This is a genomic window from Paenibacillus sp. J22P143 (genome assembly GCF_059692035.1).
Window position 1 is genome coordinate 138,048 of record NZ_JCAUAQ010000003.1, and the last position, 26,946, is coordinate 164,993.

Consider the following 26,946-nt stretch of genomic DNA (forward strand, 5'->3'; position numbering starts at 1 on the left):
CCTCCTAGAACAATGCACTGTCACGATCGTATAGTCTAATCAAAAAATTCGATACAAGTACGAGGATAAATCCAACACAAGACTGGTACAGTCCAACAGCGGACGACATGCCGAAGTCACTCATATTTTTCAGAGATCTGTATACATATGTGTCGATGACATTCGTTGCACTGAACAACACGCCCGACTCCTTGGGCAGATTATAGAACAATCCCCAATCTCCAAAAGCAGCGTAGAAAATTTTCCCCGCCTGGAGCAGCAGTAAGGTGAACGTGATCGGAGCCAGCATCGGAATCGTAATCTTGATCGCTTGCTGGAACTTGTTTGCGCCATCCATTTTTGCAGCCTCATAATACTCCGTGGAAATCCCTGCGATTCCTGCTGCAAAAATAACCGAGAAGTAACCGACGTTCTTCCATACATAGCCCGCTGGTAATATAAACCACCAATAAAACGGTTCGGAATACCATTGAACAGGATCAACACCAAACTGTGCGAGTAGACTGTTTAATAGGCCCTTGTCCATGCTTAGGAATGAGAAAAGCAAATATTCAGCGACGACCCAGGACAAGAGAAAAGGAAGCAGCAAAATGCTTTTGTAGGCTCCTGCCAGAAAGCGGTTACCGATCTCATTGATGAGAATCGCAATAGCGAGCGATAAACCAATGCCAAGTATAATGAAGATCAGGTTGTAGGCGATTGTATTGAAAGTGATTTGAAACAGTGCATCGGATTGAAAGAGAAACTTGAAATTCTCGAAACCAATCCATTTACTCTTTAGAATCCCTTTAATCGGGTTATATTGTTGAAACGCAATTACAACGCCGAGCATGGGTAAGTAATACATAACAATGATGAAGATCAGTCCTGGAAGCATCATGAGATAAAAGATTTTGTTTTTTATCAGTTCACTGATGATTGGTATAACGGGCGCTCGCTTATTTGGGGTTGTTTTCGATTCCACAAGCATTCTCCTTTGCGTGGCAGCTATGAATTTGATGTCCCCATCATATATCGAAAAATAACGATCTGAATAGAGAAAAAAACCATCAAAACACCGATTTTTAATCAAAATGTGACTACAATAACTGATTAAATCTCTGAAAAATGAATAAAGATGGGAAAAGTTCATGCAAAAAAGAGCATTTACCGAAATACACGGTGAATGCTCCATTGTCTCGAGGCGTACATTTCATGGCTTAGCTGTCCTTCAAATGATGCTGTAAGTGATAATTCTTACCTGGTTCTGTAGCAAAAGTTATGACGTTTTCAGACAATTGCCATTCGATTTCCCTTCGCATGTTTCCGTCTATTTCCATTATGCTGATTTCACCAGTAGGCCACGGGTTTACGAGTTTGCATATTCTTCCTTTCTCACTCTTGATGTCAACGTACCTGATCGTTTTATCTGATAGTTCACTTGATACAATAAAGGCCCCAACGGCTCTTAGGTTCATAAATCGAGCATTTCTTGCTCGAGGCCAAACAGGGAACAATTGAATGACATGCTCATGACTTTGCATCAACATTTCATTGATTGCCGAAGGTACCCCGCTACAACACTCAATGCCGCCTCCGCCAAAGAAGATAAAGAGATTTGGGAAGCTATGCTCTAAACACTGACGGCGAAGTTCGTGCAAAATGATCTCGGGATCATAACCAACACGCGCTGCGGAGGTAAAAATCGTTGGAAAGCCGTTATAATCCTTCCAACGGTTTATGACAGAAATTGTGTTTTTTGCAATTTCAAGAAGCTTCGGATCTGAATCAAGACCGATCGCTCCGGCCGGCCATATATGCTGAATGGCAAGTGTATTGTCATCCCACCAGTCACGTCCTTGCTCCGTTAATCGGTATATCGTTTTCCCATCGCGCTCAAACGTCGGAAAGTCGCTAATATGCTCCAAGATATGCGACCACTTTTCCCATCGATTCGCGTCGAGGCCTAGTTCTTTTGAGATATCGAGCAGCCCTTTAAATACCGTCCAGACAACCCCTAATGAAAGGATGGGATTCATATCCTCGAACTCATGCAGCCACTCATCATTGGGATGTGAATCTGTAAATGTTGGGACTTCGTGAATCGCATCACGATAAATGACGTAACGGTTATCTTCGATTACCAAATAATCCTCCCAAAAGTTAGCCACCTCGATCAGATATGGGTACGCAACTTGACTAGCATATTGCAAATGAGGATGTAAGAAATGAGAAGGCTTCTGAAAATAGGGGATTTATTTAATTGATTCACGGATGCAATCACCTCTGTACATATTGAATCGACATAACCTTGGTCATTCCTTTCTAAAGACGCTCAGTCCTTTATTAGACATTTCAACTAAAAAAGGCCGACCCTATCGGAACCCTATCGGCGGCCTTCTTAGATATTATGAACTAGCTGCGTGATGCCAACTCCTCCATATAGTCGGACAGATGAATGACCTTGCTTTCCAAACGCGACTTCTCTGCGGCGAACGCCATCAGATGGCTCTGCACCGAAATCCGTGCGCCTGTTAGGCCGGCTTCTTTGCCGTCACTTTCCACCAGCCGCACAAAGTCACGCATAATACCGTCGTCGCCGCCTCCGTGCCCTTCGGTAATCGAGTCTATTTCGATTATCTTGGTCTCTCCCGTAATAAAACTGCTCAGTTCAATTACGTTTTTGTCCATAGTAGCGCGAATTTGACCTCGTGTACCCATTATCTTCATCGATCGACCGCCTTCTTTCGTAAACGCGCACATCGTGAAGGCTACCGTCACTTCATTGGCAAACTCCAAGTTGACTACCTGATGATCCACAACGTTGTTGTCGCAATGATAGACACATCGGCCATACGGACCGTCCTTCAGCACCTTTAGCACGCCTTCATAGCTGTCGTCGTTGCTAATGATCCGGCGCCGGATCATCGTTTCCCAGTCTTCTTTTTCCAGATAAATTTTGGGCGCATAGTACGGACATTCATCCTGCACCGGGCAGCCGTCCAAACAAAACGTCGGTGCTCCCTCCGGCGCACTCTCAGAACGAAAATGCGTCAGCGATCCGAACGAGGACACTTTCGTGCATTCAGCTCCCGCTAGCCAGAGCAAAATATCCATGTCATGGCAGCTTTTTGCTAAGATCATCGGACTGGACGTTTCCGAGTTGCGCCAATTGCCGCGCACAAAGCTGTGCGATTGATGCCGATACTCGACATTTTCGGTGTGCTGAATGGAGACGAGTTGTCCTATCTCGCCATCTACCAGTAGTTGCTTCACCTTTTGGTAAAAAGGTGTGTACCGCAGCACGTGGCAAATGGAAAACACGCGATCGTATTTCTCTGCATATTGGCCCATAATGACACATTCTTGCGGATCCGGAGACATTGGCTTTTCTAACAGCACGTGATAGCCTTTCTCCAACGCTTTAATAGCCGGTTCAAAGTGCATTTGGTCTTGTGTGCAAATGAGAATGGCATCGGCCAGCTTCGGTCCGGAGAGCAGTTGCTCCCAGCTTGCGAATGCCTGCGAATCTGCAATGCCGTGATCTTGCTGAAACCTTTCTCTTCGGACCTGATCCATTTCGGCCACCGCTACGAATTTCACTTCTTGTGGATGTTTCAATGCATAAGTAGCATACGAATCTGCACCACGGTTTCCGGCGCCGATCAGGGCTGCAGTAATCATGTTCATTTTGAATTGTTCTCCTTCTGCATATGTATGTTTTGTTTTAACGATTCGGTACAACCAGCAGATGCATGATTTGTTTCGCCGCTAGCACAATGTTTAGCGTGCTTTGTTGTACATCGACCAGCTCTTCTTGAATTTCTTCCAAAACATTTGTACGATAGGCGGATTTAATTGAAGAGGATGGGAAACGAACCTGAGCTTCTACTGCCTTTTGCATACAATTGCTCAGCCGCAGCACGACCCCTGTACCGTCTCTCGACAGTCCCGCATGAAACGCTTGGACGCCTTCCCCGTCAACTTGCAGCAGCTGAGCGGCTTCCTCTTCGCTGCAATGAACAGCAGGTATCGTGTATATCTGCGAAACGCCCTGTACGGCGGTTTCCATAACAGCCGCAGAGTCGAACTTTTGGAACGTTGAAAGCCTGTAAGTGAAAGTCGAAAATCCTGGCTGACGCGCCCGGTAATTCGTTTCCCAGTAGTTGTTCATCGGCCACGCCAGCAAAAGAGGGTTCGGGTTCTTCAGAATGCTTTGTTGTTCTTTGCCAAAATTAAAATCCCCCACCTGAACGAGAGGCGCATCCGGACAAACTAACGTAACCCCATGCTCGCCGTCATAAACCGAAACGCTTTTATCAATCGTTATATAATCGCGACTGACGCCAGGCAACTGCTCAGCATCCAATTCGACGAGCGTTCCGGCCGTATCATAGTGGCAGCGCCACACCTTGACGTTTAGAGGAATGGCAAAATACGTGCCTTCCGGCGTCGTAATGTCCTGCTTGTAGAAAGAAGCTTTCATCTCGATATCCGGTCGATAGCTGAAAAACGTGAAGGTTTGCTCCAATTGGTCGACGCCTGGCGCTTCGAACTGGGCGATTAGCGAAGCGGAATGCGCACTGCGTTCGATACGGCAAGACGTCATCGCTGCGTAGCTTCGTCTAAGCGCCTTCCATTCGTGATTCCAACAGCTGATGCTGTTGTGTACTTTCTCCTGATCGGCTTGAAAGAAAACACTCCGATGATTCGGCTGGTCTGTCGTATCAATTGTTTCTTGCACGTATTGGAATAGACTCCACGGACTATTTTGATCCATGACTTCCCAGTTTTGCACTTTGTCGTACAAACTCGTGATTTGTCCAGTCGACGGATCAAAAGTACACCGATGGAACGGTGTCTCAATACGGTCAGCTTCCATGGTTATCGTGTCATCGAAAGACGCCTCACTTCGTGTTTGAAGCGGAATTTTACGCCAACTGAACGGCGGGAGCTCTACAACCCCATAGCTGACATCGGCATGGTTGACTTCATTGTTCATAAGCACATGACGCATACGGTCTGCGCTCAAATGCTTTCCTTTCACTCTGAAGCTGGACGGTATGCGAATCGGATGCTTAACAGTAACCGAAGAAGGGTTAAACACGAGCAAGCCTTCAGGCTCTTGCGATTGCAAGGGATTATTCGCCAGTTTCTCCATCCGATCGCCAAGCAAATAACCGGTCAAGCTATTGCCGATATACGCATAATGAGCTTTATGCATCCATTGAATATCCACGTTCTGACGATCAGGCTGCGTCACCGAGTTGAAGGCACCCCACGTATGCTCATCGTATAAATCGATCCCTTCTAACGCTTGCTTCTGTGGCCCGGAGTCTGCGACATTCGTCTCGCTTTGAAAGGCACTTAATAGCTCGACCGCTTTCATCCCTTGCTTCGTGTGACGATTCAACCTCGTTTCCTTGGCGGAGCTGCCTGAACCAAAGTTCCAATAATCCGTCCAATCACCGCCGTGAACTGGCAGTTGGTCGGCTTGCTTTTGCACACGGGCCATTAGCTGCTCTGGCGTGACATATGAAATCGTCAATCCGCGTTGCTCCGCGTTCCAGCGTTTAATCAACTCCGGCAGATCCCGATCGGGAGGACTGTTGTCGCAAAGCGGCAAGTTGGTCGCCGACAAATAAATAAAATCAAATGGATAATCCGGATCGGCCTCTATTTTCTTTAAGTACTTCGCTAATCCTTCCGCCATTAGATCCGTATTTCGCTCATTCACTTTGCCTATTTCACTAAACAGCGCATATTGCTCACCGTTAAACGTCAGCAGCTTACGATGATCCGGCGTTTGCCAATGAAAGGCCCCCGGCCTTTTGAAAGGGACGCCTCCAAAATGCGAATTAATAGCCATAATAAAAAACTCAACTCCAGCATCGAGGAGCAATTGACTATATGTCCATGGCTGACCGTTGATATCGTGATGAAGCGCCGTGTTGATCGGAACCCCGAACCTGCTGCGCAACTCTCGAATAGGCTGCAACATGCGGGCAGATTGCTCTGCAGATACGAGCGGAGATGTATGTAGGTAAGAAGCCGATACACTTAATTGGCCTTTGCGTAAGTAATGACCAAATTGCTCGATCTGTTTCTCCTTAGCCGTCTCTAACCAGCGAAGAACCGGATAGCTGGATTCGCACGTCCAGCGAAATTGATTTTCCTCTGTCCAATCCTCAGTTAGCGCGCACATTTGCAGCGCCTGATCTATGTACTTTTTTTGCAATTCCAATAAAATCGGTTGCGCATGCGTATAACCAATATCCAAGTGGCTGTGGTGCAGAATGAGTACGTCTTTGATTTTCGACATGTTCTTCTCTCCTAACAATATCCAATTTATTTGGCAGCTTTCCAAGCATCAATTTGTTTTTGCATTTTCGGCATAAATTTTGTCTGCGCCTGCCGCTTTTATATGCTCAGCGTCTAACGTAAATCCCCCCTTAGTTTTGTTATTTATTCTTAAAATGGATATCCATCCATGTTTAAGCTAGCCCTTAACTGCTCCTACCGTGAGGAGCCCATTCATGTAACAGTTAATCATTTATACTTAAGATAACATCACCTATTATTAGAAGGAATGTGCTGAATGCCAAAGTTTTTGGACTATATGATCATTCAAAAATCCAATCATAGCGGATATCTGAAAAAGCAAAATGACCGCTCCCCAATACAATTCCGGGAAACGGTCGCAGTTTAAAAGCCTTTACTTGTTGTCTGGTTCATCAATAATTATGAATTAGCCCGCCCTTGAATAAGCTGCTTGTCATCTTCCTGCCATGGCATATCGTAGGTTGGCGTATTGGCAAATCGCTTCATGTCTAGACGAAGCGTAATGCCCGTCCCCTCCGGCAATTCCACATGCAGCCACTTTCCGTTCACCACCGTCGTCCCAATAACTTCGCCATTACTGCCGAGGATTTCGCCGTTCGTAAACTGATGCTCGCCGAACACGCCAGCTTGAATGATGAGTTCGCGCGCATCGAACAAGCTCGTGTTCACGAGCTGTATAATTACGGAGTCAGTCGTTAGCTTTTCGACGAGAGCCGAAATGCCTTGCGGCAACCCTGGTCGCTTCTGAACCGCATCGAAATAGCGAACGCGGCCGTGCTGCAGACCTCCGTGCGAAATATGCATCGGTCCACCTAACGTCAACTGCACGAGACCTTCGAAGTAAACAGGACACATTTCTTGCCAAATATGAATGGCGGAATACATGCCTTCATTATAATGCTCCGTCCATGTGTACGGATCGCCATCTGGGGCCCGCATTTTCGCTAATTGATTGCCAATCATTTCGTAGTTGGCGCTTAAGATCTGCTCTGGATAGCTAGGATTCAGCCCGCGAATGTACTGATACCACGGCTGTGTGTTGCCGATGTAATGCTTCGTTTCCCTTCCTGTTTTCGGATCGCGGCCTGAAAACTGGGGTACGATCACTTCGTTCCAATTGTGATCTTGCGGGATTCGCTCGATGCGATCCAAATCTTCATCCGACATCGATAACGACCATAAGTAAATCGGATATTTCGGGAGCGCTTCACGGTAATCCGTCCAGCCGCTGTCAAAATGCTTGTACGGCACGAGCCACTTGCCATCCTGCTCCTTACCCAATTCCCAGTTCCGATCAAGCTGTTCTCGCGCAAGCTGAAGCTTGTTCAAATCACCACTCAGCATCGCTGCGTTCATACAAGCGTTCGTCAACGGCTCGATAATCGTCATGAACCCGTGCGGCCAGCGCCACCCGTAGTAGCCCCCCCACCATTTACCATCGTTGTACTCCCCGATTTGATTAGTTAATCCGACGTTGTCGGGGATAATGCCGCCATTGCGATTGCTTCGCTCCTGCCAGGCTTCCAAATAGTCGACAACCCAATCTCGCAAGTTTTCGTCTCCGTTTTGCATGAACGCATGCGTGACCAGGCCAGTTGCGTTCAAGTTCAACGGCACATCTCCGCGATTCATACGTTCGTTCATCATGGCGATAAGGTGTTTATACACCTCGTCGTTTGACCAAGCGCATTTGCCACTGGCGAAATCAACCCCGGGAACGTCCTCATATGGCGCGAGATAATCATCCAAAATGCCCCGGTGTGTGCTCCAGTCCTCCTCGTTCACAACAAACCGCGGACCGCGGCTGCCGTTGAGCGGCGAACGGATCAGCTTCAGCTCCTTGTCATAATTAGGCGCTTCCGGATCGTCACCCGTGTACATCCTTGCGAAGGAAATTGCGCGTTGGCGGTCTTTCAGTGTTGCAGGTCCCGCTAGCCCGAGAAAGTACAAATATAAGTAGCCTTCGCCATGATGCATCCAGTCGTAATAAGCGTCAAACTCCCGGTGAATTTGGCCGTACTGCGTCCATTGCCAAGTGATGCCGTCGTAAATTCGGCGCGATACTTCATGCAGTTCGCTGCTCCCCCCAAGCATATATAGAAGCGCCAAATTCATGAAACCTTCATAGGGATCATCCGATCCGTCCATTCCCGGCCAATGATCAAACCAAATGAGCGTTCCGTCTGGACGTGTATAGCGGGCGACGAATTCTATTGCCGCTTTGTTTAACGTGTCAAATAGCAGCTGTTCCTGCAACGCCCACTGCGGCGGGACCACACGTTCAGAGGCGGTGATACTTGCCATACTCTTCATTCTTTATCCCCCTTATAAATACCTAACCCGTTGTCTATACCGATCAATTAACTCTCTGTTATGCCCGTCTCCTCCGTCCCGATTGGCACTAACCAATACCGGAGGAACTGTTCCTCTTTGCGTCAATTCATCCACGATCGCCACCGTTAATGCTTGAATCGCCACAATGCCGCCAATCGTTGAAGTCGGCCCTATTTTATTCAAACTGTCGTCATAAGACAAGGTGGCATCACCGTGAACCCCGCAAGTATCCAATACGATATCCGCTGCTTCATACAGTTTTTTTCCGCTCGGATGACGCGACGCCGTCTTTAAAGAATGATCCATATTCGTTATCGCAACGACGAACAATCCCCGCTTTTTGCTCTCCAGTGCAACCTCGATCGGGACGGCGTTAATACCGGAATTGGAAACGACTATAATAACTTCGCCCGGTCGCAAATCGTAGCCAGTCAGCAATACTTCCGCATAGCCAGGCAACCTCTCCAACAGTGTAGCCCGGCCTACGTTGAGTTCCATCAACGATGGTTCAAGCATCGCATTCACGCAAGCAAGTCCGCCAGCGCGATGAAATACTTCTTCCGCAATCATATGAGAGTGGCCGCTTCCAAAAACGTGCATAATGCCACCTTTCTCAATCGAATCCGCAATTTTGCAGGAGACCTCAGTAATGGCATTTTTCTGCGTCGTTTGAATGTTGGAAATTTGCTCTTGAATGTTTCTGATATATTGATCGAGCAGCATATATTCACCTTCTATTATTATTTTGAAAAATGTTAGCCGCTGCCCCTAAAATGCCAGCAGTTGTCGGTAATTTTGATTGTAAAATACTCACATTTTCACTCAGGTATCTTTCCCTCACGGTATTTCTTGTTGATTCCAACAGCAGATCGCCAGATTGACTAAACCCGCCGCCGATAATGATAGTCCTGACACCAAACAGATGCAGACAATTGACCAAGCTGACGCCGAGAAGTTTCCCCGCATCCTGGAATACTTCATTGGCATAATGATCACCTTGCATGGCAGCTTCATAAACAAGCAAGGAGTCCAAGGTTCGCGATTGTACCCACGTTGATAAGATTGAATTTGCCGATCCAAGTTCCATCTGAACTCGATCAAAGATCGCAGTAGCCGAAACGTAAGTCTCCAGACAGCCGCGATTTCCGCATTTACAAGGTTTACCGTCTGGAATAACACTTGTATGTCCGATATTGATTGCTGGACCAAGATCCCCGTGATAGATATGCTGATCAACCACTAAACTTGCGCCGACTCCGGTGCCTAAACAAATATATAGAAAAGAGGTTTGATGGATTCCCGCGCCATATCGCCATTCACCTATTGCGCCAGCTGTTGCATCGCATTCCAATTTAACAGGTAGTTCCAGCTGATGCTGCATGATCTCGACCAGCGGAATATCCGTCCAGCCCAGATTGACAGCAAATTTTACGATGCCGAGTTTTGTATCCAGAATGCCCGGACATGAGACACCAACACCAGCAAGCTGATTCCGGACATTCAACCTTTCAATAAACCTCGCAACTTCTTGGGTAATTAACGTGATATCGGCTATCTTCGCCTCGTCTCGGTGCAAGTTCACGGAATACTGGTCGATGACTTCGCCTTGCTCATTGATTAATCCCATCTTGATATGGGTTCCGCCTATATCGACACCGACTGCCAGGCTCTTTTGGAAAAACATTTCACTCATACGTCCGCCTTCTTTCAACCGATGAAATAACCGCCGTCCAACGGAATTTCCGCACCGTTAATCCACGCCGATTGGCTGCTTGCCAAAAAGACGATCACATGTGCGATTTGTTCCGGGGTAGTAATGTTAGGCGCCGTCTTTAATAGATGTTCCGCTTGTTCAGGGGTATGGTTCGTCATATCGAACCATTTGTTTAACAGCGGTGTTGCTGTTCCCCCAGGCATGATCGCGTTCACCCGAATGCCTGACTCGCGCAAATCGAGCGAAAGGCCGCGCGTCATATGGTTTAAAGCAGCTTTCATCGCGTCATAAACCAGATTATTGCGGCTGTTCACAAGCCTATTGATCGAGCTGACATTGATAACAACGCCGCTTCCTTTAAGCCATGGAAGTGCTTCCTTAACAAGGAAAAACGGTGTCTTCACATTCACTGCAAACAGCGAATCCCAATCTGGGTGTTCGATATTTTCCAGCGGTTTGTTGCAGATGAGCGCCGCATTGTTGACAAGAATGTCGAGTGCCCCCCAGTGCTGCGTCGTTTGCTCAATTATCTGCCTTGGGGCTTCGGGAGAAGACAAATCCATCTGTACAAAAATGGCTTCGCCTCCAAGCGAGCGGATTTCATCCACCACTTGACGTCCACGTTCTTCGTTCATCCCATGAACGACCACTTTTACACCAAAGGAAGCCAGCTCAATCGCTGCTGCTTTACCGATACCGCTCGTTGATCCGGTTACAAGAGCCACTTTCCCTTTCAGATCTTTCACACAAATCACCTCTTATAGGTAGAGTGATATCCACTCCTACCATTAATTATGAATACTTTCTTTCAACACATTGAAATAATCGCCGATGCTAATAACCTGACTCTCCAATCGCGACTTCTCGGCGGCAAATGCCATCAGATGACTCTGCACAGAAGCCCGTGCACCAGTAAGTCCAGCTTCTTCCCCATCACGGCTCACCAACCGAACGAAATCCCGCATTATTCCGTGATCGCCGCCGCCATGTCCATCCAATGGAGCGTCAATATCGATCGTTTGCGTCTCACCTGTAATAAAGCTGCTTACTTCAATGACATTCTTCTCCATATCGGCTCTGATCTGACCTCGTGTTCCCATCAGCTTCATCGATCTGCCTCCTTCTTTGGTGAAGGCGCACATCGTAAAGGCGACAGTTACCTCGTTCGCGAACTCCAGATTGACGACCTGATGATCGACCACATTGTTATCGCAGTGATAAACGCATCTGCCGTATGGCCCATTTTTCAAAGCTTGAAGGACACCTTCTTTACTGTCATCGTTGCTAACAACTTTTCGCAGCACAGAACCTACCCAGTCCTCTCTTTCCAAGTACATTTTAGGAGCATAGTAAGGACATTCGTTCTGGGCGGGGCAACCATCCAAACAGTACAATGGCGCACCTTCCGGAGCACTTTCTGAGCGAAAATGTGTTAACGCGCCAAATGAGGACACTTTCGTGCAATCGGCATCCACCAGCCACGATAAAATATCCATATCATGACAGCTCTTCGCTAAAATCATCGGACTAGAAGTTTCGGAGTTTCGCCAGTTTCCTCTAACGAAACTGTGCGCTTGATGTCGGTGCTCCACATTTTCCGTATGCTGGATAGAAATAAGTCTGCCTATCGCTCCATCGACGAGCAATTGTTTTAGCTTCTTATAGAACTCGGTATATCTAAGTACATGGCAGATGGAAAACACGCGTTTATATTTTTCGGCGTATTCCCCCATTTGGACACATTCAGCCGGGCTTGGTGACATCGGCTTTTCGAGCAGGACATGATACCCTTTCTCCAATGCCTGTATTGCCGGCTCAAAATGCATTTGGTCCTGCGTGCAAATTAAAACCGCATCTGCGAGTTTCGGCCCTTCAAGCAGCCGCTCCCAGCTTTCATAAACATTTGTATCATCAATAGCATGAGCCTGCTGGAATCGCGCTCTTCTTACAGGGTCCTTCTCGGCGACTGCTACAAATTTCACTTCATCCGGGTAGTCGAGTGCATAGGAAGCGTAAGCATCGGCACCTCGTTGTCCCGCTCCAATTAATACTGCTGTCATAGATGTCATTTTGATAGTCTCCTTTTATGGATAAGTCAACTTATTGACCTGATCATACATGTTGGCCCCACATTCGAAAACAATAAAAAAATGAAATTTCTTCGATTTCTAGCGAAAACAGGCTCCGAAATAAAATGATTTTAATAAATATGAACATTCTATAGTCCGATAAACGATAGTACCTGTGTTGATCGCCTGACCAATCTCGAGTGGGCGTTGGAAATAGGGATGAAACTTCTCATCCCTATTTCCGTTCTTCTCTATTACATTTAGGCTTAATAGTTATAAATGTTATACATGAATTGCGCCGCTTCCGCGCGAGTCGTTGTTCCTTTTGGGTAAAGTTTGTTATCGTAGCCGCCTATTAACCCTGACTGAACAAGAGCAGCGATACTGTTTATAGCATAATTCGAAATTTCTGGAGTATCCGTAAATGAGCCAAGCTCGGCTTCCGAAGCATCGATTGTCAGGTTCCCGCTTATTCTAAGCGCCTTTTCCGTGAGTACCATCATATCCTCTCTTGTAATGGAAGCCTGCGGTTGGAATTGGTTATTTCCGACACCGCCCGCAATGCCTAAGCCTCTGGCAATCCTAACTGCTTCGTCATAATATTCGCCATCGTTAACATCTGCGAATCGATCGCCCATAGGCCCTTGCAAATGAAGCGTTCGCATTAACAGCAATAGAAAATCAGCTCGGGTTACTTGTTGCAACGGATTAAATTCGCTGTCTGTCGTACCATTAATAATTCCTTTGGATGCCAAAACTTCAATAGCATGCTTGGCCCAGTCCACGGAAGCGATATCACCAAATGTCTTTTGAACGAACGATACCGCATACGTGCTGAAGTGTGTCGTCGAGAACGTAACTAGACCTGTGGCGGCATTATACTTTCCATTCTGTACGGAATGAATGTTGCCCTCTCCGTCAATATACCAGACGACGATATGCTCTGGATTATTCTTTTCCTCCATTGTAGGTGAATAAGGCACGCTCACGATAACAGGGGCTTTCGGGTTATTGAAGGCAATGGTTTGGCCGCCGGATTGAACGGTGAGCTCAATGACCGGATGAGATCCGACTTTATTCTGTACGCTTGTGTCTAACTTGCTGGTATCTGCTCGAGATATAAGAAGCTCTGTCTGGCTATCCGTCAAATCACCTTCTCGGAACATATTGCTTGGAATAACAATAGAGGCGATCGGTGTTTTAATTTCAATTTGATATTGTTTCTTATCGCTCGAAATTATATAAGAAGGTATCTGTTGCACAAAGGTTTTTGCTTCGGCTGTTTGTGGAAATTCAAGGCTGATCGTTCCTTTACCACTTGGATCAGATTCGGCTTGTTTTTGAGCCTGTTCCCATGAAGCTGCATCAACAATTGACGTTACTAAGTTTGTTACATAGTCAACCTTCACTTCAGGTAAGAGTAGGATCGGCTCTGATTTCGTTCCGCCATTTCCGCCTCCTGTAGAAGTAGGCTGTATATTGGCTGATACTTTCCCGTTGACTGAATTCAGAGTAGCATCTAACTGCGAGTTCACTAATTTCACGCTGTCCAGCACAATATCGGCCGTTCCTTCACCTACTGCGCGAAAGGTTAATTCTGCCAATTTCGCGTCTCCGCTTTGACCAGGCGTATTTCCAGTTTGCGTATGTGCGATTTGAATGTTGTTCCCATTCACAATCGGTTTTATAGCATAGCCACCGCTTTGGCTGACACCGCTCACAAACTCTATCTTGCTAGAATCGTAAGTTACATTAACCTCATACGCGTACAAGTCGCTTAACTGCTTTCCATTCACCGTTACTTGAAAGCTGGTACCTGCTGTCGGGCTTTCGTTAGAGATAGACAAGAACAACTGCGGACCTGCAGCTGCATGAATGCTATCTTTGGGAAATATAGACACAATCAAAAGTAATGCCAGCATATAGGCGAGCAGTGTTTTCTTCATCGGATAAGTCACCCTTTCTTCATTCCCTTGCCGTACAAAAAATAATTTTATGTTTGGGGGGGGTACTTGCGTCCCCCCCCCCCCCCCCCGCATAATCAATGATTCGGTTTACTGCAATTTAGCTTTGGCTACGATGGCCAAGTCGCTAATATCAACCTTACCGTCTTTATTAACATCCGCTTTGGCATTCCAGCCGTTTTGACCAGGTTGCTTACCATAGCTTGCTGAGACTATAGCCAAGTCCCCAATAGAAATAATGCCATTTCCACTGACATCTGCTGTTATTTTCTTGTTTTCAAATGCCTGAATTGCCGTTGCAAGCGCAAATTTGGCACTATCCACCTGAACCTGAGTAGCATTCATGTCATTAGCTGTCACACTCGCTGTACTGATGGCCGACTGAAGGATTGCCTTGGAACCCGTCAAATACTGACCATCCATATTTCCTTCTACTGCAGCATCATGCTTCGCCTGAGCGCTTACGATTAGAGCGTTCAGCAATGTCTTATCCACCGGTACTGCAGGTACAATAATTTGTGTGCTGGAAGAGGCTCCATTAATTTGCAATTCGTTACCATGACTGTTGGCAATTGTAAAACTGCTCACACCAAAGGCTGCATGCGTAACTTGGGTTACAGCTTTGGCGGTAAAGCTAAATTTCAGGATATCTCCTTGCGGAACAAATCCATCAGGGTTTGTGCTTGCAAAAATAATTTGAACATGTCCTGGCTCTGTCTCGTTCTGGTCGATGACTTGCAATCCGTAAACAAGAGAGGTTACCGTACCCAGCTGCATATTCAACGCATCATAGGTAAGCGTCAGCTCTTGAGCATTTACAAGTTGGAATTCACTTTGTGTAACGTTACGGAGTCCCAACGTCACATCTAATGATTCCCCAGTTATTACCTGCTGTTGATTGGTTAGGGTAGCCTGCGGCGACACTGGCACAGGCAATACTGTCACGCTGATACTTGTTGTCAGTGGCACGTTGTTCGGATTTGCAATTCCGTTAGGTAAAGTTACTGTTCCGTTAACGCTGAACGTCTGCCCTGCTGGTGAGGACGGATCGTAGGATGAAGAATCCACATCCCATGCCACATTGGCATTCAGACTTCCTGCCGTATCGGTTACTAGTTCAACGATTGTCGGCAAGCCAAGAGCTGATGCCGTCTTCGCAGTTCCGTATACAACTCCAGTGATTGATACGGGTGCTGCTATTCTCACAACATTTGGTGCTACCGATATTGCCTCCAAAACAGTCACATGAATGCTTGTTGTCAGTGCCACATTGTTCGGATTTGCGACTCCGTCAGGCAAAGTTACTGTTCCGTTAACGCTGAACGTCTGCCCTGCTGGTGAGGACGGATCGTAGGATGAAGAATCTACATCCCATGCCACATTGGCATCTAGGTTACCCGCCGGATTGGTTACCACTTTGACATTTGTTGGCAAGCCAAGAGCCGCAGCTGTCTTAAGCGTTCCGTTTGCAACCCCAGTAACGGATGCCGGTGCTGTTATTCCAGCAAGTGTAGTAGGATTTACCACTAAGGTAGCTGATGCAGCACCCGCTAAATAAGTACCTGTTGCCAAAGTTGTAAGATTGATTGTGAATGTTCCTGCTTTTGTAACCGTCAGCATACTGCCGCTGATTGAACCCACGCCTGTTGAGCCTGAACCGATTGCGTACGTTGGGGCACCCGCATTCGGATCAATTGTGAACATTGGGGTAAGGTCAATTGCTGATCCATTGTAAGTTTTTGTCATGTTATTTGCTGTAATCGTCGGAATCATTGCCACTGTGTACGCAAATACCGAAACATTAGCATCCGGCATTGTAAATGTGCCGCTTACAGAAGGGGCAGAGGGATTTGCGACCAAGTTGCTGTTGTGCTGGAATGCACTGTTGTCTGTCAGAGCAACCGGGTCACCTGCTGAGTCAAGAACATAAATAGAAACGATATCATAGCCCGCATTTGGAGTTACTGTGAATGAAACAGGATCATTAACATTTGCAGTTGTCTTGGTGAGTGTAACTGTTCCGTTTGACACAGTAGTTGTGAGAGTGCGACTTACCGATGTAACAAACTGTGCTGTCACTGTCACTGCGGAAGCCGGCATTGTGAAATCATACTTTGACTGATCGGCAGTAACGGTTAGTGGAACGCCTGCACCGGTTGCATCAAGAGCAATGAGTGAACCCGGAATCATTTTATAACCTTGTGCAGGCGTAATGGAGACAACAACATTGTCGCCCTTTGCTGCGTTTGCCTTATTTACGGTTAGTGTGCCGTTTGTGATACCAGAGGCAATGGTTACCGTATTTGTCGGAATGAAAGAAGCTGTAACGGTTACGTTTCTAGCCGGCATTGTGAATGTAGCATCGCTTGCATGGTTATCAACAATAATTACATCGCCGCTTGCATTATATACGGTAACTTGTTGGAACCTATAATTAGCGTTCGGTGTTACAGTAACTGTGACCTTATCACCTTCTTTAGCAGATGGTGCCACGCTAATTGAGCCATTTTGAATACCAGCATCGATTGTGATGTTGAATGACGATACAGGGGCAAACTGTGCTGTTACGGTTACATGGCTTGTTGGCATAATGAACTGGTTGGCAGCGACGGTTGTAACTGCATTGTTTGAAGCATCCTTTACAACGACTGAACCTGGAACGAGTTTGTAGCCTGCAGCCGGAGTTGCAATAACACTAACGATTTGTCCGTTGGATGCACTTGTCAAATCCGTTGTGATGATGCCATTGCTTACGCTGTTGTCAGCAATTACATTGTAAGTTGCTGCACGTGTGAATACTGGAGTAACTGTAACATCGCCGGCAGGCATGATGAAGGCGTAATTGCCAAATGTTGCATCGGATAATGGTACAGGAACATTGTTATCGCTTGCATCTTTTACAGTCAAAGAGCTAAGTACATATCCATTATTAGCTTGTGGGCTAACGATGACTGTTTCACCCGGTTGTGCTGCGAAAGCTACTTCACCCGCGAAGGATGCTGCCAATTTATTCGTGTGAGCTGGGTTGATACCGGTTACGTTTGCTGTGGAAACGTTTGTTGCAACATTGCCGTTTGAACTGTTTGCGATGTTGATATTGCCACCTGCATATAAGGCAATCGGCGAACCAATAGCAGTACCGTTACTGGTTGTTTGTTGCAATGTCCACGCTTTGCCCGGTGTTACGGTGGTCATCAACCATGAGTTCGTATTATTTGCCACGTATGCGTTCAGGAAGTTTTGCTTTTGTTGTTCGCTGAATGCGCGGTTAACCATGGCGTCTTTCCATGCTTTGATGCTCGCCAAATGTGCAGGACTAAGACTTGCGACTGACCCCATGCCAAAGCCGGCATCAAGTGCTGCTACGAGTGAAAGTTCTCTGCCTGTTTGTTGTATGCTTCCGATTCCAACTCCATACTTTTGATTCAACAGGTTACGCTGCATCATGTAAGCTCTGGAGTCTGTAACAGGATCGGCTTGGTCGGATGGTGCGGATAAATTGAAATTCGGGATGTTAACGGTTACTGAGCCGTTCCAACCCTCGCGGGCGATGATATCCCACGCGTTGGCAGTCATTATACTGTTAACGAGGTAGAAATTGTCTTTGTTGATTAAATTTTTGTAGATAGTGGAATAAAACTGATTTAATGCCAACTGCATATATCCGTTTTTGTAAATATCCTCGAGACCATCGGCAGAGATATCTCTGATGTCGGAGTTATTAAATGCTTGTGCGGCACGCATAGCAATTTGTTTTGAAATACTTTCGCCACCCAAGAAAGCACTATATTGTGAGAGCCAAAGTCTTGCTACAGTTGCGCCTGCGGAGTACGAAGCAACATATGGACCTGTTCCTCTTGCACCGCGTGTAGAACCGGTAATTTCCCACTCATTTGGACCAATCCGAGTAGCCCCGGTATATTGGACGATTTCCGAACCAATGCGCATGTACTTCCCAGGAGCATCTCTGACAATGTTTCCAAACAGCGAAGCGTCTGCAACGTAAATGGTTGTGTCGGATGCTGATACCGGACGTGTTAGCACGGTTGTTTGTGCGTATGCAAGATCGGGATTTGCACCATAGCTAGTTAGATAAAGCGAATCATTATCGCTACCATTTCCGATGTAATCCGCCATAGTGTGTGTGCCTAGGTACACACCATATTTGGCGGCAACATCAGACATCTGGGCTTTAGCTGTTTGATCGGAATGACCCCAACTGTTATTAAATCTATAAGAACCGTTGTGATCATACGGACCGACTGCGCCTACAATGTTATAAACGTAATTTATACCTGCAGCATACGCAGCTTTAGTGACTGAATCTACGTTAGAGGTACTAAGGCTACCTGTACTTATTTCGGAACCCAGCGCAGCAGAAGCGGTTTTTTGCCACTGTCCGTTAACTGTAGGATGAGGCAAGCCTTCGCCAAGCTCAATATCCTCAATTGTATTCAAGATATTGGTTGCCTTACTGCCAAACAGAGCGATGGAAGAACCGACAATGCTGGCATCCTGCGGGTAAGCGGAATTGGTAAGTGCAGGAACACGCTCTTTGGCAATGACACCAAATGAATTCATTGTGAAGTCAGTTTGGTTAACTTTATCATTATTAACCCACGCGAAACCGCCTACTATACGATCTGTTGGATGTGTGTAATCGTTTGTAAAAGACTGCAGAAAGCTACCAAAAGGAGCAACCACTGCTGCCTGAGTTTGCCAAGACATGCCGCTTAAGTATGTATTATCTTGATGTGTGTATCCTGGCGGATAGGTGAGGCTAGCCCATTCCTGCGGCCAGCCGCCAATGGTTTTGTCGTTGAGGTCGTGAATACCGATAGCGAAGTTGTGGTCATACACCACTCCCAGAGATTCACCCACGACACTTGAAATGGTCGTTTTAAGAGGGCCCCACAGCAGTGTTTCCATACTAACACTTGGCGGAGCAATAAGGTTAGATACTGTAAATGTTGAGTAATCACCTTTGTCTACAACCTTAACATCTACTTGTGTATTGATCGTTGCAAAGGTAAATTTCAATGTGCTTGTTGCACTGTCATATGTCAGAGAAGTTGGTTTCTGAGATGCATTGTTTGCAATCAAAGAAAGTAGATAGGCGTCACCATGTCCGGCAGGAACATAATCTTGACCGTTGATAACGCTTACAATATTTGTAATCTGCCCTTGACCATTTAGGTACATATTTACCGCACCCATGCTGATTTTAAAGGCATCAGCAGTTTGAGTCGGAACCCATAGTGCTGTAAGCGTAATATCCGAACTAATTGGCGTTGTAGAGTTATAGGGTACGCCGTTCAATTTCCAGCCGGCAAAGTTGTATCCGCTTCTTGTAGGATTCTGCGGCATAGTTACTAGGTTGCCGTTGGTAACCTGAACAACAGACGGAGCTGTAACGTCATCGTTATAGTTGAATGTAACATTGCTGCTACCGACATTATTCCAGCTGGCTTGCAATGTGATATTCGATGTTACTGGCGTAGTGAAATTATATGGACTGCCGTTTAATGTCCAGCCGGTAAACACATATCCCGGATTCGGATGAACCGGTGCTGCCGGAACTGAGACAGTAGTACCATTGGGAACTGATACTGAAGATGTTGTGCTGCCTGCATAGTTCGGGTCAATCGTTACGTTTAACATGCTGAACACTTGAAGTTGAACCCAAAGCGGCTGATTTCCTCCGTATGCCTTGGTGTCGTCCCAGATAAATCCGGCACTCCAATAACGAACATACCGCACATTTGTCATCGGAATCGGGATGTCGTTGCCGTTCACAGTTTCATAAGTGAGGGTGTTGTAACTGCTGCTGAGATTTGTGCCCAGCGATTTTATGCCACCCGCATTGGTTGAGTCATTGTTATAAACGGTTGTCCAGTTTGTGGCATCAGTTGAAATCTGGACAGCCTGATAAAAATCTCTTGCATGAGGAGGTGCACTATTATAATACTGCCATGTTTTAATGTCGTTCACCGCTTTAACGCTGCCAAGGTCGATCTGCATGTAAGCAGCACCCGTTGTGGCGAGTGCCGTTGAAACCCAGTTATTGCTATTGAGCGAACCGGATGTCAATTGCGGTATATTGCCTGCTTGTTGGAAGTTAGAGGTTGAAAGAGTACCGCTGAAATTGCCAAACGTAGGTGTTATTCCGTAAGCAAGATTGCCAGCAGGCGTTTGAGTTGCAGCGCTAGCTGATGATAATGGAACAAGCGATGTAACAATCATGCAAACTGCCATGATGATTGAAAGTATAGACTTTCTTGTTTTCATTTAATAACCTCCAATTTTTAGAATAGGTGCGCATTCCCGGAAGTAGCGTCTTTAGAAAAAGGGAACTTTGCATGCATTCACTACAAGTAGGATGACATCCAAAGTTCCCCAAATACGAACTTACATACCTTAGTAATGAAGCTTTTGTTACTTATTTAGCGGCTTTCCAAGCATCCAATTGCTTTTGCTTCTCAGCAATAATTTTATCGGAGCCTGCTTTTTTCAACTTATCCAGGAATTGCGGCAAATACTTGTCAGGGTCAACCGAACCGCTCGCAACCGCATAATAAAGTTCATCAATCGCAGCGTCAACATTGGCCTTCTCAGCTTTAACTGGCGTAAAGTCAAATACAAATCCTAGTGCATTGGATGGTGTTGCGTTTTTATTGAGATCTACCCACATTTGCGTAAACTTCTGATCGTTTCCTTTCGGGTCACCCTCTGATAAATAAGTGAGAGACATATTACCAAATTCCCAAGGGGAACCCATTTGGAAGCCGCTGTCTTTAATCGTTTCAATTCGGTTATCCGCGACCTTCTTATAATGCTTACCTTCAACGCCCCAAACTAGTGTGTTGTAAATTTCTTTGTCGGTGTTAAGCAGATTGAGGAGCATCATCGCTCTTTCTTTATTTGGCGAATTCGCAGAGATCGCTGTCATGGTGGCTGCAGCTTTATCGGTTGTAAGAAGTGGCTTCACGAACTGGAAGTCGTAAGACTGTGTAGCAGGATTAGGGCCAGACATTCTACCTGTAGCATCCATACCGGCTGCTGCAAAGGCCACGGAGTCAACATCGATCTGGCCTAACTGCAGCGCGTTCTTTCCAGCTTTACGATCCGCAGCAGTTTCTTTTAAGGTCGCTGCGTCTTTACGTAAGTATCCTTTGGTGTACCAATCTCTCATCATCGTAATATATGCTTTGAACTCCGGAGTCTCATACTGATTGACAACCTTGCCTCCATCTTTTAAATACAGATCTCCAGGCGTCTTCGCATCCCCTAAAGTCTCAAGGCCGAACATCGGCGGTGCGGTAAGGAATGGATCGATTGCCTGACTATATTCCCAAGGTATTAGATTGGGCTCGTTCTTCTTGACCGTTTCCAGGAATGGCGTCAGGTCAGATAACTTAGTGATCGACTTCCAATCCAGTTTGTACTTATCGGCTACTGCTTTCTGTATGACATAGCCGTAACCAGCGGTGGACTGTTGGAAAACAGGTACGCCATAAATTTTCCCTTTTACCTTCACTGCATTCCAGAACATATCTGGAATCCCTTTCTTCATGTCCGGATATTTCGCAATCAAATCATCGAGCGGTGCATAAGCCCCATTCGCTACATTTTGAAAATAATTGTTAAAGCCTGCCGATGTCCAGACGAGATCGTAGGGTTCACCAGAAGCCATGCTCACTTTCATTTTTTCTTCGTAAACGCCCCAATCAACACCCTTAAGTTTAACCGTTGCGTTGATTTTCGGCTTAACGAGCTTATTCAGGGCATCTTCTACGGATTGCATATCTTTCTGAGGTCCAGCCGGGAAAAAGTAGGATAATTCAACTGGCGCTAATGGGGCTGCAGTTGGTTGAGCTGTTTGTGCTGCCGCCGTACTCGGCGCAGGAGCTGAAGCCGTTGGTTCAGCCTTCGGTGTGCTGCACCCCGTAATTGCGACGGAAATACCAATACTAAGCATAACAAGCGAACGTTTCATTTTCTTTGATGTGTTCATTGTTTGACCTCCATATTTGTTTTTATATGCTAAACGGGTTGAAACCCGGTAAAGCCAATCTTTACGATTTCACTGCGCCTAATGTAAGGCCTTTGGCGAAATATTTCTGTAAAAAAGGGTAAGCGAGTATAATCGGCCCGACAGATAGGACGCATGTTGCCATTCTGGCTGTCTCATCCGGTTGGGCAAGTGCGGCTTTCGCTGTTAACGAATTGGCTTGAAGAAACGCAATGTTGTTCATGATCGATTGAAGGAGAAACTGCAGCGTATACAGCTTGCCGTTCTCAACGAATAAGGCAGCAGTAAACCAATCGTTCCAATAAAATACAGCTGTGAAAAGACCGATGGTTGCGAGCACTGGCGTCGATAAGGGGAGTACCAGCTTTAAGAAGGTATTAAACTCGCCGGAACCGTCTATTCTTGCAGATTCTATAATCGATTCAGGGACCGTATGCGTAAAGAAATTTCTCATAATCAGCACATTGACCGATGAAACCAAGTACGGAACGAAAAGCACATAGATCGTATCTTTCAGATGAAGGTATTTCGAAAGCAGAATATACCAAGGTACTAACCCTCCACTGAACAAAAGGCAGAATACAACCAAGAAAGACACGATGTTTCTATATTTCACTTCTTTTCTTGAAAGACTATAGGCAAACAAGGACGAGATCATAAGATGCAATAAAGTGCCGACTAGTGTCACGATGATGGTAACGGCATAGGCTCTCAGTATAGGAGAATTTCCGTTAAGAATGAATGCGTAAGCGTCTAAACTAAAATCCATGGGAATCAACTTATAGCCAGACTGGAAAATCGACTGCTCATCGGATAGTGAAACGGAAAGTACTACAAACAAAGGAATCAAGCACAGTGCGCAATACACCATAAACATACCATTTAAAATAACGTTAGGAATCGAAAGCCGTTTAATCATTTTGTCATCCTCCTAGAACAATGCACTGTCACGATCGTAAAGTCGAATTACTAAGTTCGATACAATAACGAGGATAAATCCAACACATGATTGGTATAGTCCTACAGCGGACGACATGCCGAAGTCACTCATACTTTTCAAAGATCTGTAAACATAAGTGTCGATGACGTTGGTGGCACTAAACAACACACCCGACTCCTTAGGCAGGTTATAGAACATTCCCCAATCCCCAAAAGCGGCGTAAAAAATTTTCCCCGCCTGTAGCAGCAGTAAAGTAATTGTGATCGGAGCCAGCATCGGAATCGTAATTTTGATGGCTTGCTGAAATTTATTTGCGCCATCCATTTTCGCAGCCTCATAATACTCGGAGGAAATCCCAGCAATCCCAGCTGCAAAAATAACCGAGAAGTAACCAACATTCTTCCATACATAGCTCGCCGGTAGAATAAACCACCAGTACAACGGTTCGGAATACCACTGGACAGGTTCGACATTGAATTGTGCCAGTAACGTATTGATAATGCCTTTGTCCATACTTAGGAAAGTGAAAAGTAAATATTCAGCTACCACCCAAGACAAGAGAAAAGGAAGAAGTAAAATGCTTTTGTAAGCTCCTGCAAGAAAGCGATTACCGATTTCATTGATGAGAATCGCAATTACGAGCGATAAACCAATACCGAGTATAATGAAGATTAGGTTGTAGACGATTGTATTGAATGTGATTTGGAATAGTGCATCGGATTGAAAGAGGAACTTGAAATTCGTGAAACCAATCCATTTACTGTTTAGAATCCCTTTAATCGGATTATATTGTTGAAACGCAATGACAACCCCGAGCATGGGCAGGTAATACATGACAATGATGAAGATCAGTCCTGGGAGCATCATGAGATAAAAGATTTTGTTTTTTATTAATTCACTTATGACAGGAACACGCCGTTTATTAATTGTTTTCGATTCCACAAGCATTCTCCTTTGCATGTCGGCAATTACCAGTTACCATACCAGGTGGTTCTACTTTTTTGAGAGTTCCCCCATTTCTCAAAAACTCATTACATCTTCTGCTATATTCATGCTCAAATGCTTCAAGTACAAGATTAAAGTTTAAAATTTGTTCATCCTCCCTTTTTTCATCAGCGGTAATAAACGGTTCTCCTTCTTTTATAATCGGGTATCCATTGTCGTCCACTCCTGCAAAGCTGTTAGATGAACGGTAAGCTACTAGTAATTCTTCAAAAGTATGTAAACCTGCTCCATCTTTTTCTTTCCAATCAACATCAACGAAAGACACATCCGGACTTAGAGAAATGCAATTGTCATTTAATTCCCATGTTGCTGCATCTGTCCTGCATGCAATAAATTCTTTGAAATATGGGATTCTGATTTTAATTCTTGCTGGCAGCATATGAAACTCATTGTGTATTTCAATATGGGCTCCTGTATGGGTAAATTCCATTTTTGCAGAAACATTCCCCATCTCCGTTGGTGCGTTTTCAAATGAAACCTCTTGATTGGTCTTTGCCCATTCAGGGGATATTACGCTAAATAAGTATAAATTTCTTTTATCTGGTTCCAGCCCTGAAGCCCCACCATGCTCCATGACCAGCATATTACGAAGCACGAGAGCAACTTTGGCCGCAGCCCAGGCATGAGGTGCTGGGCATTTGGGTTCTACATGGCGGTCCGTCCATGGAAATACCAAATTTTCGAAACCCTCGTGGGTTGATCCGCAGTGTACTAATACATGGTATAAGTCAATCAAAGCCTTTTTAGATTCACCCAGAACAATATACTGTTCGATAAGATTTGTTGTAATATATTGATGTAAATACAGACCGTGTCTATAAGTCATTACGCCTTCTGCATAACCCATTCTCATCTTGTTTAATGTTGCCTGCACCCGCTTGTCACCAGGTTCAAGTATCTCCGTTGGATATACCAAAAGAATATTTTCCCAATCACAATTGGTTTGGTATTCTTCAAATTTCTCAGAAGCAGCTTTCCCTGTTAAATATGAATAAAGCCCTGGTGGAACATAACCGTCATCACCGCAGGTTGCTTCTATAGCATTAAGTAATGAAGATAAATACTCATCATGAAGTTTCTTCCATGCAGTTGAATCTTCTTCCATTCCCAACGATCTTGCCAAGGAGATAGCAGCCCTAAGCCCCAGTAGGGAGAGGAGGTTATGAGACGTATAATGGCCATTTATCATCTCTGCATCATATGGATATGCCGGTGGCATTAAGCCATACTCATTTTCTTTTCTTGCCATCTCGATCCATTTAACAGCGTCTTTCATACTTTGATATATTTCTTTTGCATAATTAACATCCCTGGTTATCAAACAGTGATGTGCTAATGTATAGAGCATATGTCCGTGAGAAGACCACAGTTTTTTTCCGTGCGATAGGCTTGTATCACAAAACAAGCCGTCTTCCAACTGCCTTTTAAAAATCTGATCGAAACTCGTTCTTGCCAGCTTATTCCAGCCTTTAAGATCGTAAGCCAATCTCATGTCGATAAAGTCAATCATAAAGAAATTCGGATAAGGCAGCCCGCTTGTCTGAAAGCGTTCTCCATTTCTTGTTCTTGTTGCTAGCAACAAGTGGACAAGGCTCGCAAGGTGAGCCCCCTGAACGCGTTTTTCTGGAAAATGAAAGCTTCCGCCTTGCTGCATCAAGTTTTCCCAATAACAAATCGTTCTATTTCGATAAAAGTCGTAATCGGCTTTATCAATTCTCTCAATAAATTCCACTTCTGATAATCCCACAGGAACTCTTGGCATCTTAAAAATCAGTGTAATGATTTCACCTGGACCGAGTTCTTTTTCATAATGTGCAAGACATACGGCTGACTCCTCTTTAACGTCATATTTCTTGCCGCAAAACTCTCCTGAATATCGTACTCCCGGTATTGCCTCGTTATAAGAGCTTGGGGAAAAAGTATATACGATCTTATTATCACGTATAGCTTTATTATCTTGGATTTTGTACATCCATTCTTCCGAAAAATCCATGTTTATGTACTCGTTAGTGACATAATCCAAGTCTTGAAATCTATAGTCTTTTCCTGTGTTACGGCTTGCAGAAGAAAATGCTGCCTTTGTATTTACTGTCCCCTTATTCTTGATCATTACTTTAACAAAATTTATCGTGTTGCTCTCGTCCTCGCCATCCAGCTGTGCTGCAAACATCTCGATGTCATAACGCAAATTGCCCTCAGTCCAGTCATAGAGCACTACTGGAATCCAACCTTCAAGAAAGGTTTTTTGTCTTGCAAAAAGAGGTTTTAACGGTTTACCGTAAAAAAAGCATAATTCTGCATTCTTTGTAAACAGAGCTCCATCGAAGGTCACCTGTGTTACATCAGGTTGAAATGGTACTCCGATTGTTGTTGTTGACTTTGCAAGATAGCACCACTCACGGTTATTGTCTTCAACGGAAGTGTCCATCATCGACTTCGTGTAAATATTTCCCGGTTTCATGTTCATCCTCCGCGTGCCAGCGTTCCAAATTAACTAGCTAAGCACTATCAAAATATTAGGTTATGTAATAATTAAAACAAATTTGTAGAAAAATCGCGTTTAATAT

General features: G+C 45.3%; 15 protein-coding genes. All 15 read right to left on the reverse strand.

All coding sequences use genetic code 11. The features are described 5' to 3' along the window. Positions 1–4 precede the first annotated feature (4 nt). The 15 genes from AC58PQ_RS07835 to AC58PQ_RS07905 all read right to left on the reverse strand — a co-directional run bounded on the left by AC58PQ_RS07835 (position 5) and on the right by AC58PQ_RS07905 (position 26,840). Positions 5–880, reverse strand: coding sequence for an ABC transporter permease (locus AC58PQ_RS07835; protein WP_497241638.1), 876 nt, complete (start codon positions 878–880; stop codon positions 5–7). 319 nt (positions 881–1,199) lie between these two features. Continuing rightward, on the reverse strand, positions 1,200–2,126 hold the full coding sequence (locus tag AC58PQ_RS07840) for a glycoside hydrolase family 95-like protein (RefSeq protein WP_497241407.1): 927 nt from the start codon (positions 2,124–2,126) through the stop codon (positions 1,200–1,202). 268 nt (positions 2,127–2,394) lie between these two features. Further along, positions 2,395–3,669, reverse strand: a complete 1,275-nt coding sequence (locus tag AC58PQ_RS07845; RefSeq protein WP_497241408.1) for a Gfo/Idh/MocA family protein — start codon at positions 3,667–3,669, stop codon at positions 2,395–2,397. Between the two features lie 37 nt (positions 3,670–3,706). Then, a complete protein-coding gene (locus tag AC58PQ_RS07850; RefSeq protein ID WP_497241409.1) occupies positions 3,707–6,301 on the reverse strand; it encodes a glycoside hydrolase family 38 N-terminal domain-containing protein in 2,595 nt (864 codons plus the stop codon). Between the two features lie 419 nt (positions 6,302–6,720). Beyond that, a complete protein-coding gene (locus AC58PQ_RS07855) occupies positions 6,721–8,634 on the reverse strand; it encodes a DUF8034 domain-containing protein (RefSeq protein WP_497241410.1) in 1,914 nt (637 codons plus the stop codon). Positions 8,635–8,646: 12 nt separating this feature from the next. Next, the gene (locus AC58PQ_RS07860) at positions 8,647–9,378 is read right to left on the reverse strand and encodes a sugar isomerase domain-containing protein (protein ID WP_497241411.1); all 732 of its coding nucleotides are present in this window, start codon (positions 9,376–9,378) and stop codon (positions 8,647–8,649) included. Between the two features lie 4 nt (positions 9,379–9,382). After that, a complete protein-coding gene (locus AC58PQ_RS07865) occupies positions 9,383–10,348 on the reverse strand; it encodes an ROK family protein (RefSeq protein WP_497241412.1) in 966 nt (321 codons plus the stop codon). 14 nt (positions 10,349–10,362) lie between these two features. Continuing rightward, a complete protein-coding gene (locus tag AC58PQ_RS07870) occupies positions 10,363–11,115 on the reverse strand; it encodes an SDR family NAD(P)-dependent oxidoreductase (protein WP_497241413.1) in 753 nt (250 codons plus the stop codon). 42 nt (positions 11,116–11,157) lie between these two features. Then, positions 11,158–12,438 carry a Gfo/Idh/MocA family protein gene (locus AC58PQ_RS07875; protein WP_497241414.1) on the reverse strand — a complete coding sequence of 427 codons (1,281 nt, stop codon included), beginning with the start codon at positions 12,436–12,438 and terminating at the stop codon, positions 11,158–11,160. Positions 12,439–12,704: 266 nt separating this feature from the next. Continuing rightward, positions 12,705–14,384: an S-layer homology domain-containing protein gene (locus AC58PQ_RS07880; RefSeq protein WP_497241415.1), complete on the reverse strand. Its 1,680-nt coding sequence runs from the start codon at positions 14,382–14,384 to the stop codon at positions 12,705–12,707. Between the two features lie 108 nt (positions 14,385–14,492). Further along, positions 14,493–20,690, reverse strand: coding sequence for an InlB B-repeat-containing protein (locus AC58PQ_RS07885; protein ID WP_497241416.1), 6,198 nt, complete (start codon positions 20,688–20,690; stop codon positions 14,493–14,495). 151 nt (positions 20,691–20,841) lie between these two features. Then, positions 20,842–22,416, reverse strand: a complete 1,575-nt coding sequence (locus AC58PQ_RS07890) for an ABC transporter substrate-binding protein (protein WP_497241417.1) — start codon at positions 22,414–22,416, stop codon at positions 20,842–20,844. Positions 22,417–22,477: 61 nt separating this feature from the next. Then, entirely contained in the window at positions 22,478–23,353 is an 876-nt protein-coding gene (locus AC58PQ_RS07895) for a carbohydrate ABC transporter permease (protein WP_497241418.1), read from the reverse strand. 12 nt (positions 23,354–23,365) lie between these two features. Continuing rightward, positions 23,366–24,241: an ABC transporter permease gene (locus AC58PQ_RS07900; RefSeq protein ID WP_497241639.1), complete on the reverse strand. Its 876-nt coding sequence runs from the start codon at positions 24,239–24,241 to the stop codon at positions 23,366–23,368. A 55-nt stretch (positions 24,242–24,296) separates the two neighbouring features. Beyond that, positions 24,297–26,840, reverse strand: a complete 2,544-nt coding sequence (locus AC58PQ_RS07905) for a hypothetical protein (RefSeq protein ID WP_497241419.1) — start codon at positions 26,838–26,840, stop codon at positions 24,297–24,299. Between the last annotated feature and the right edge of the window lie 106 nt (positions 26,841–26,946).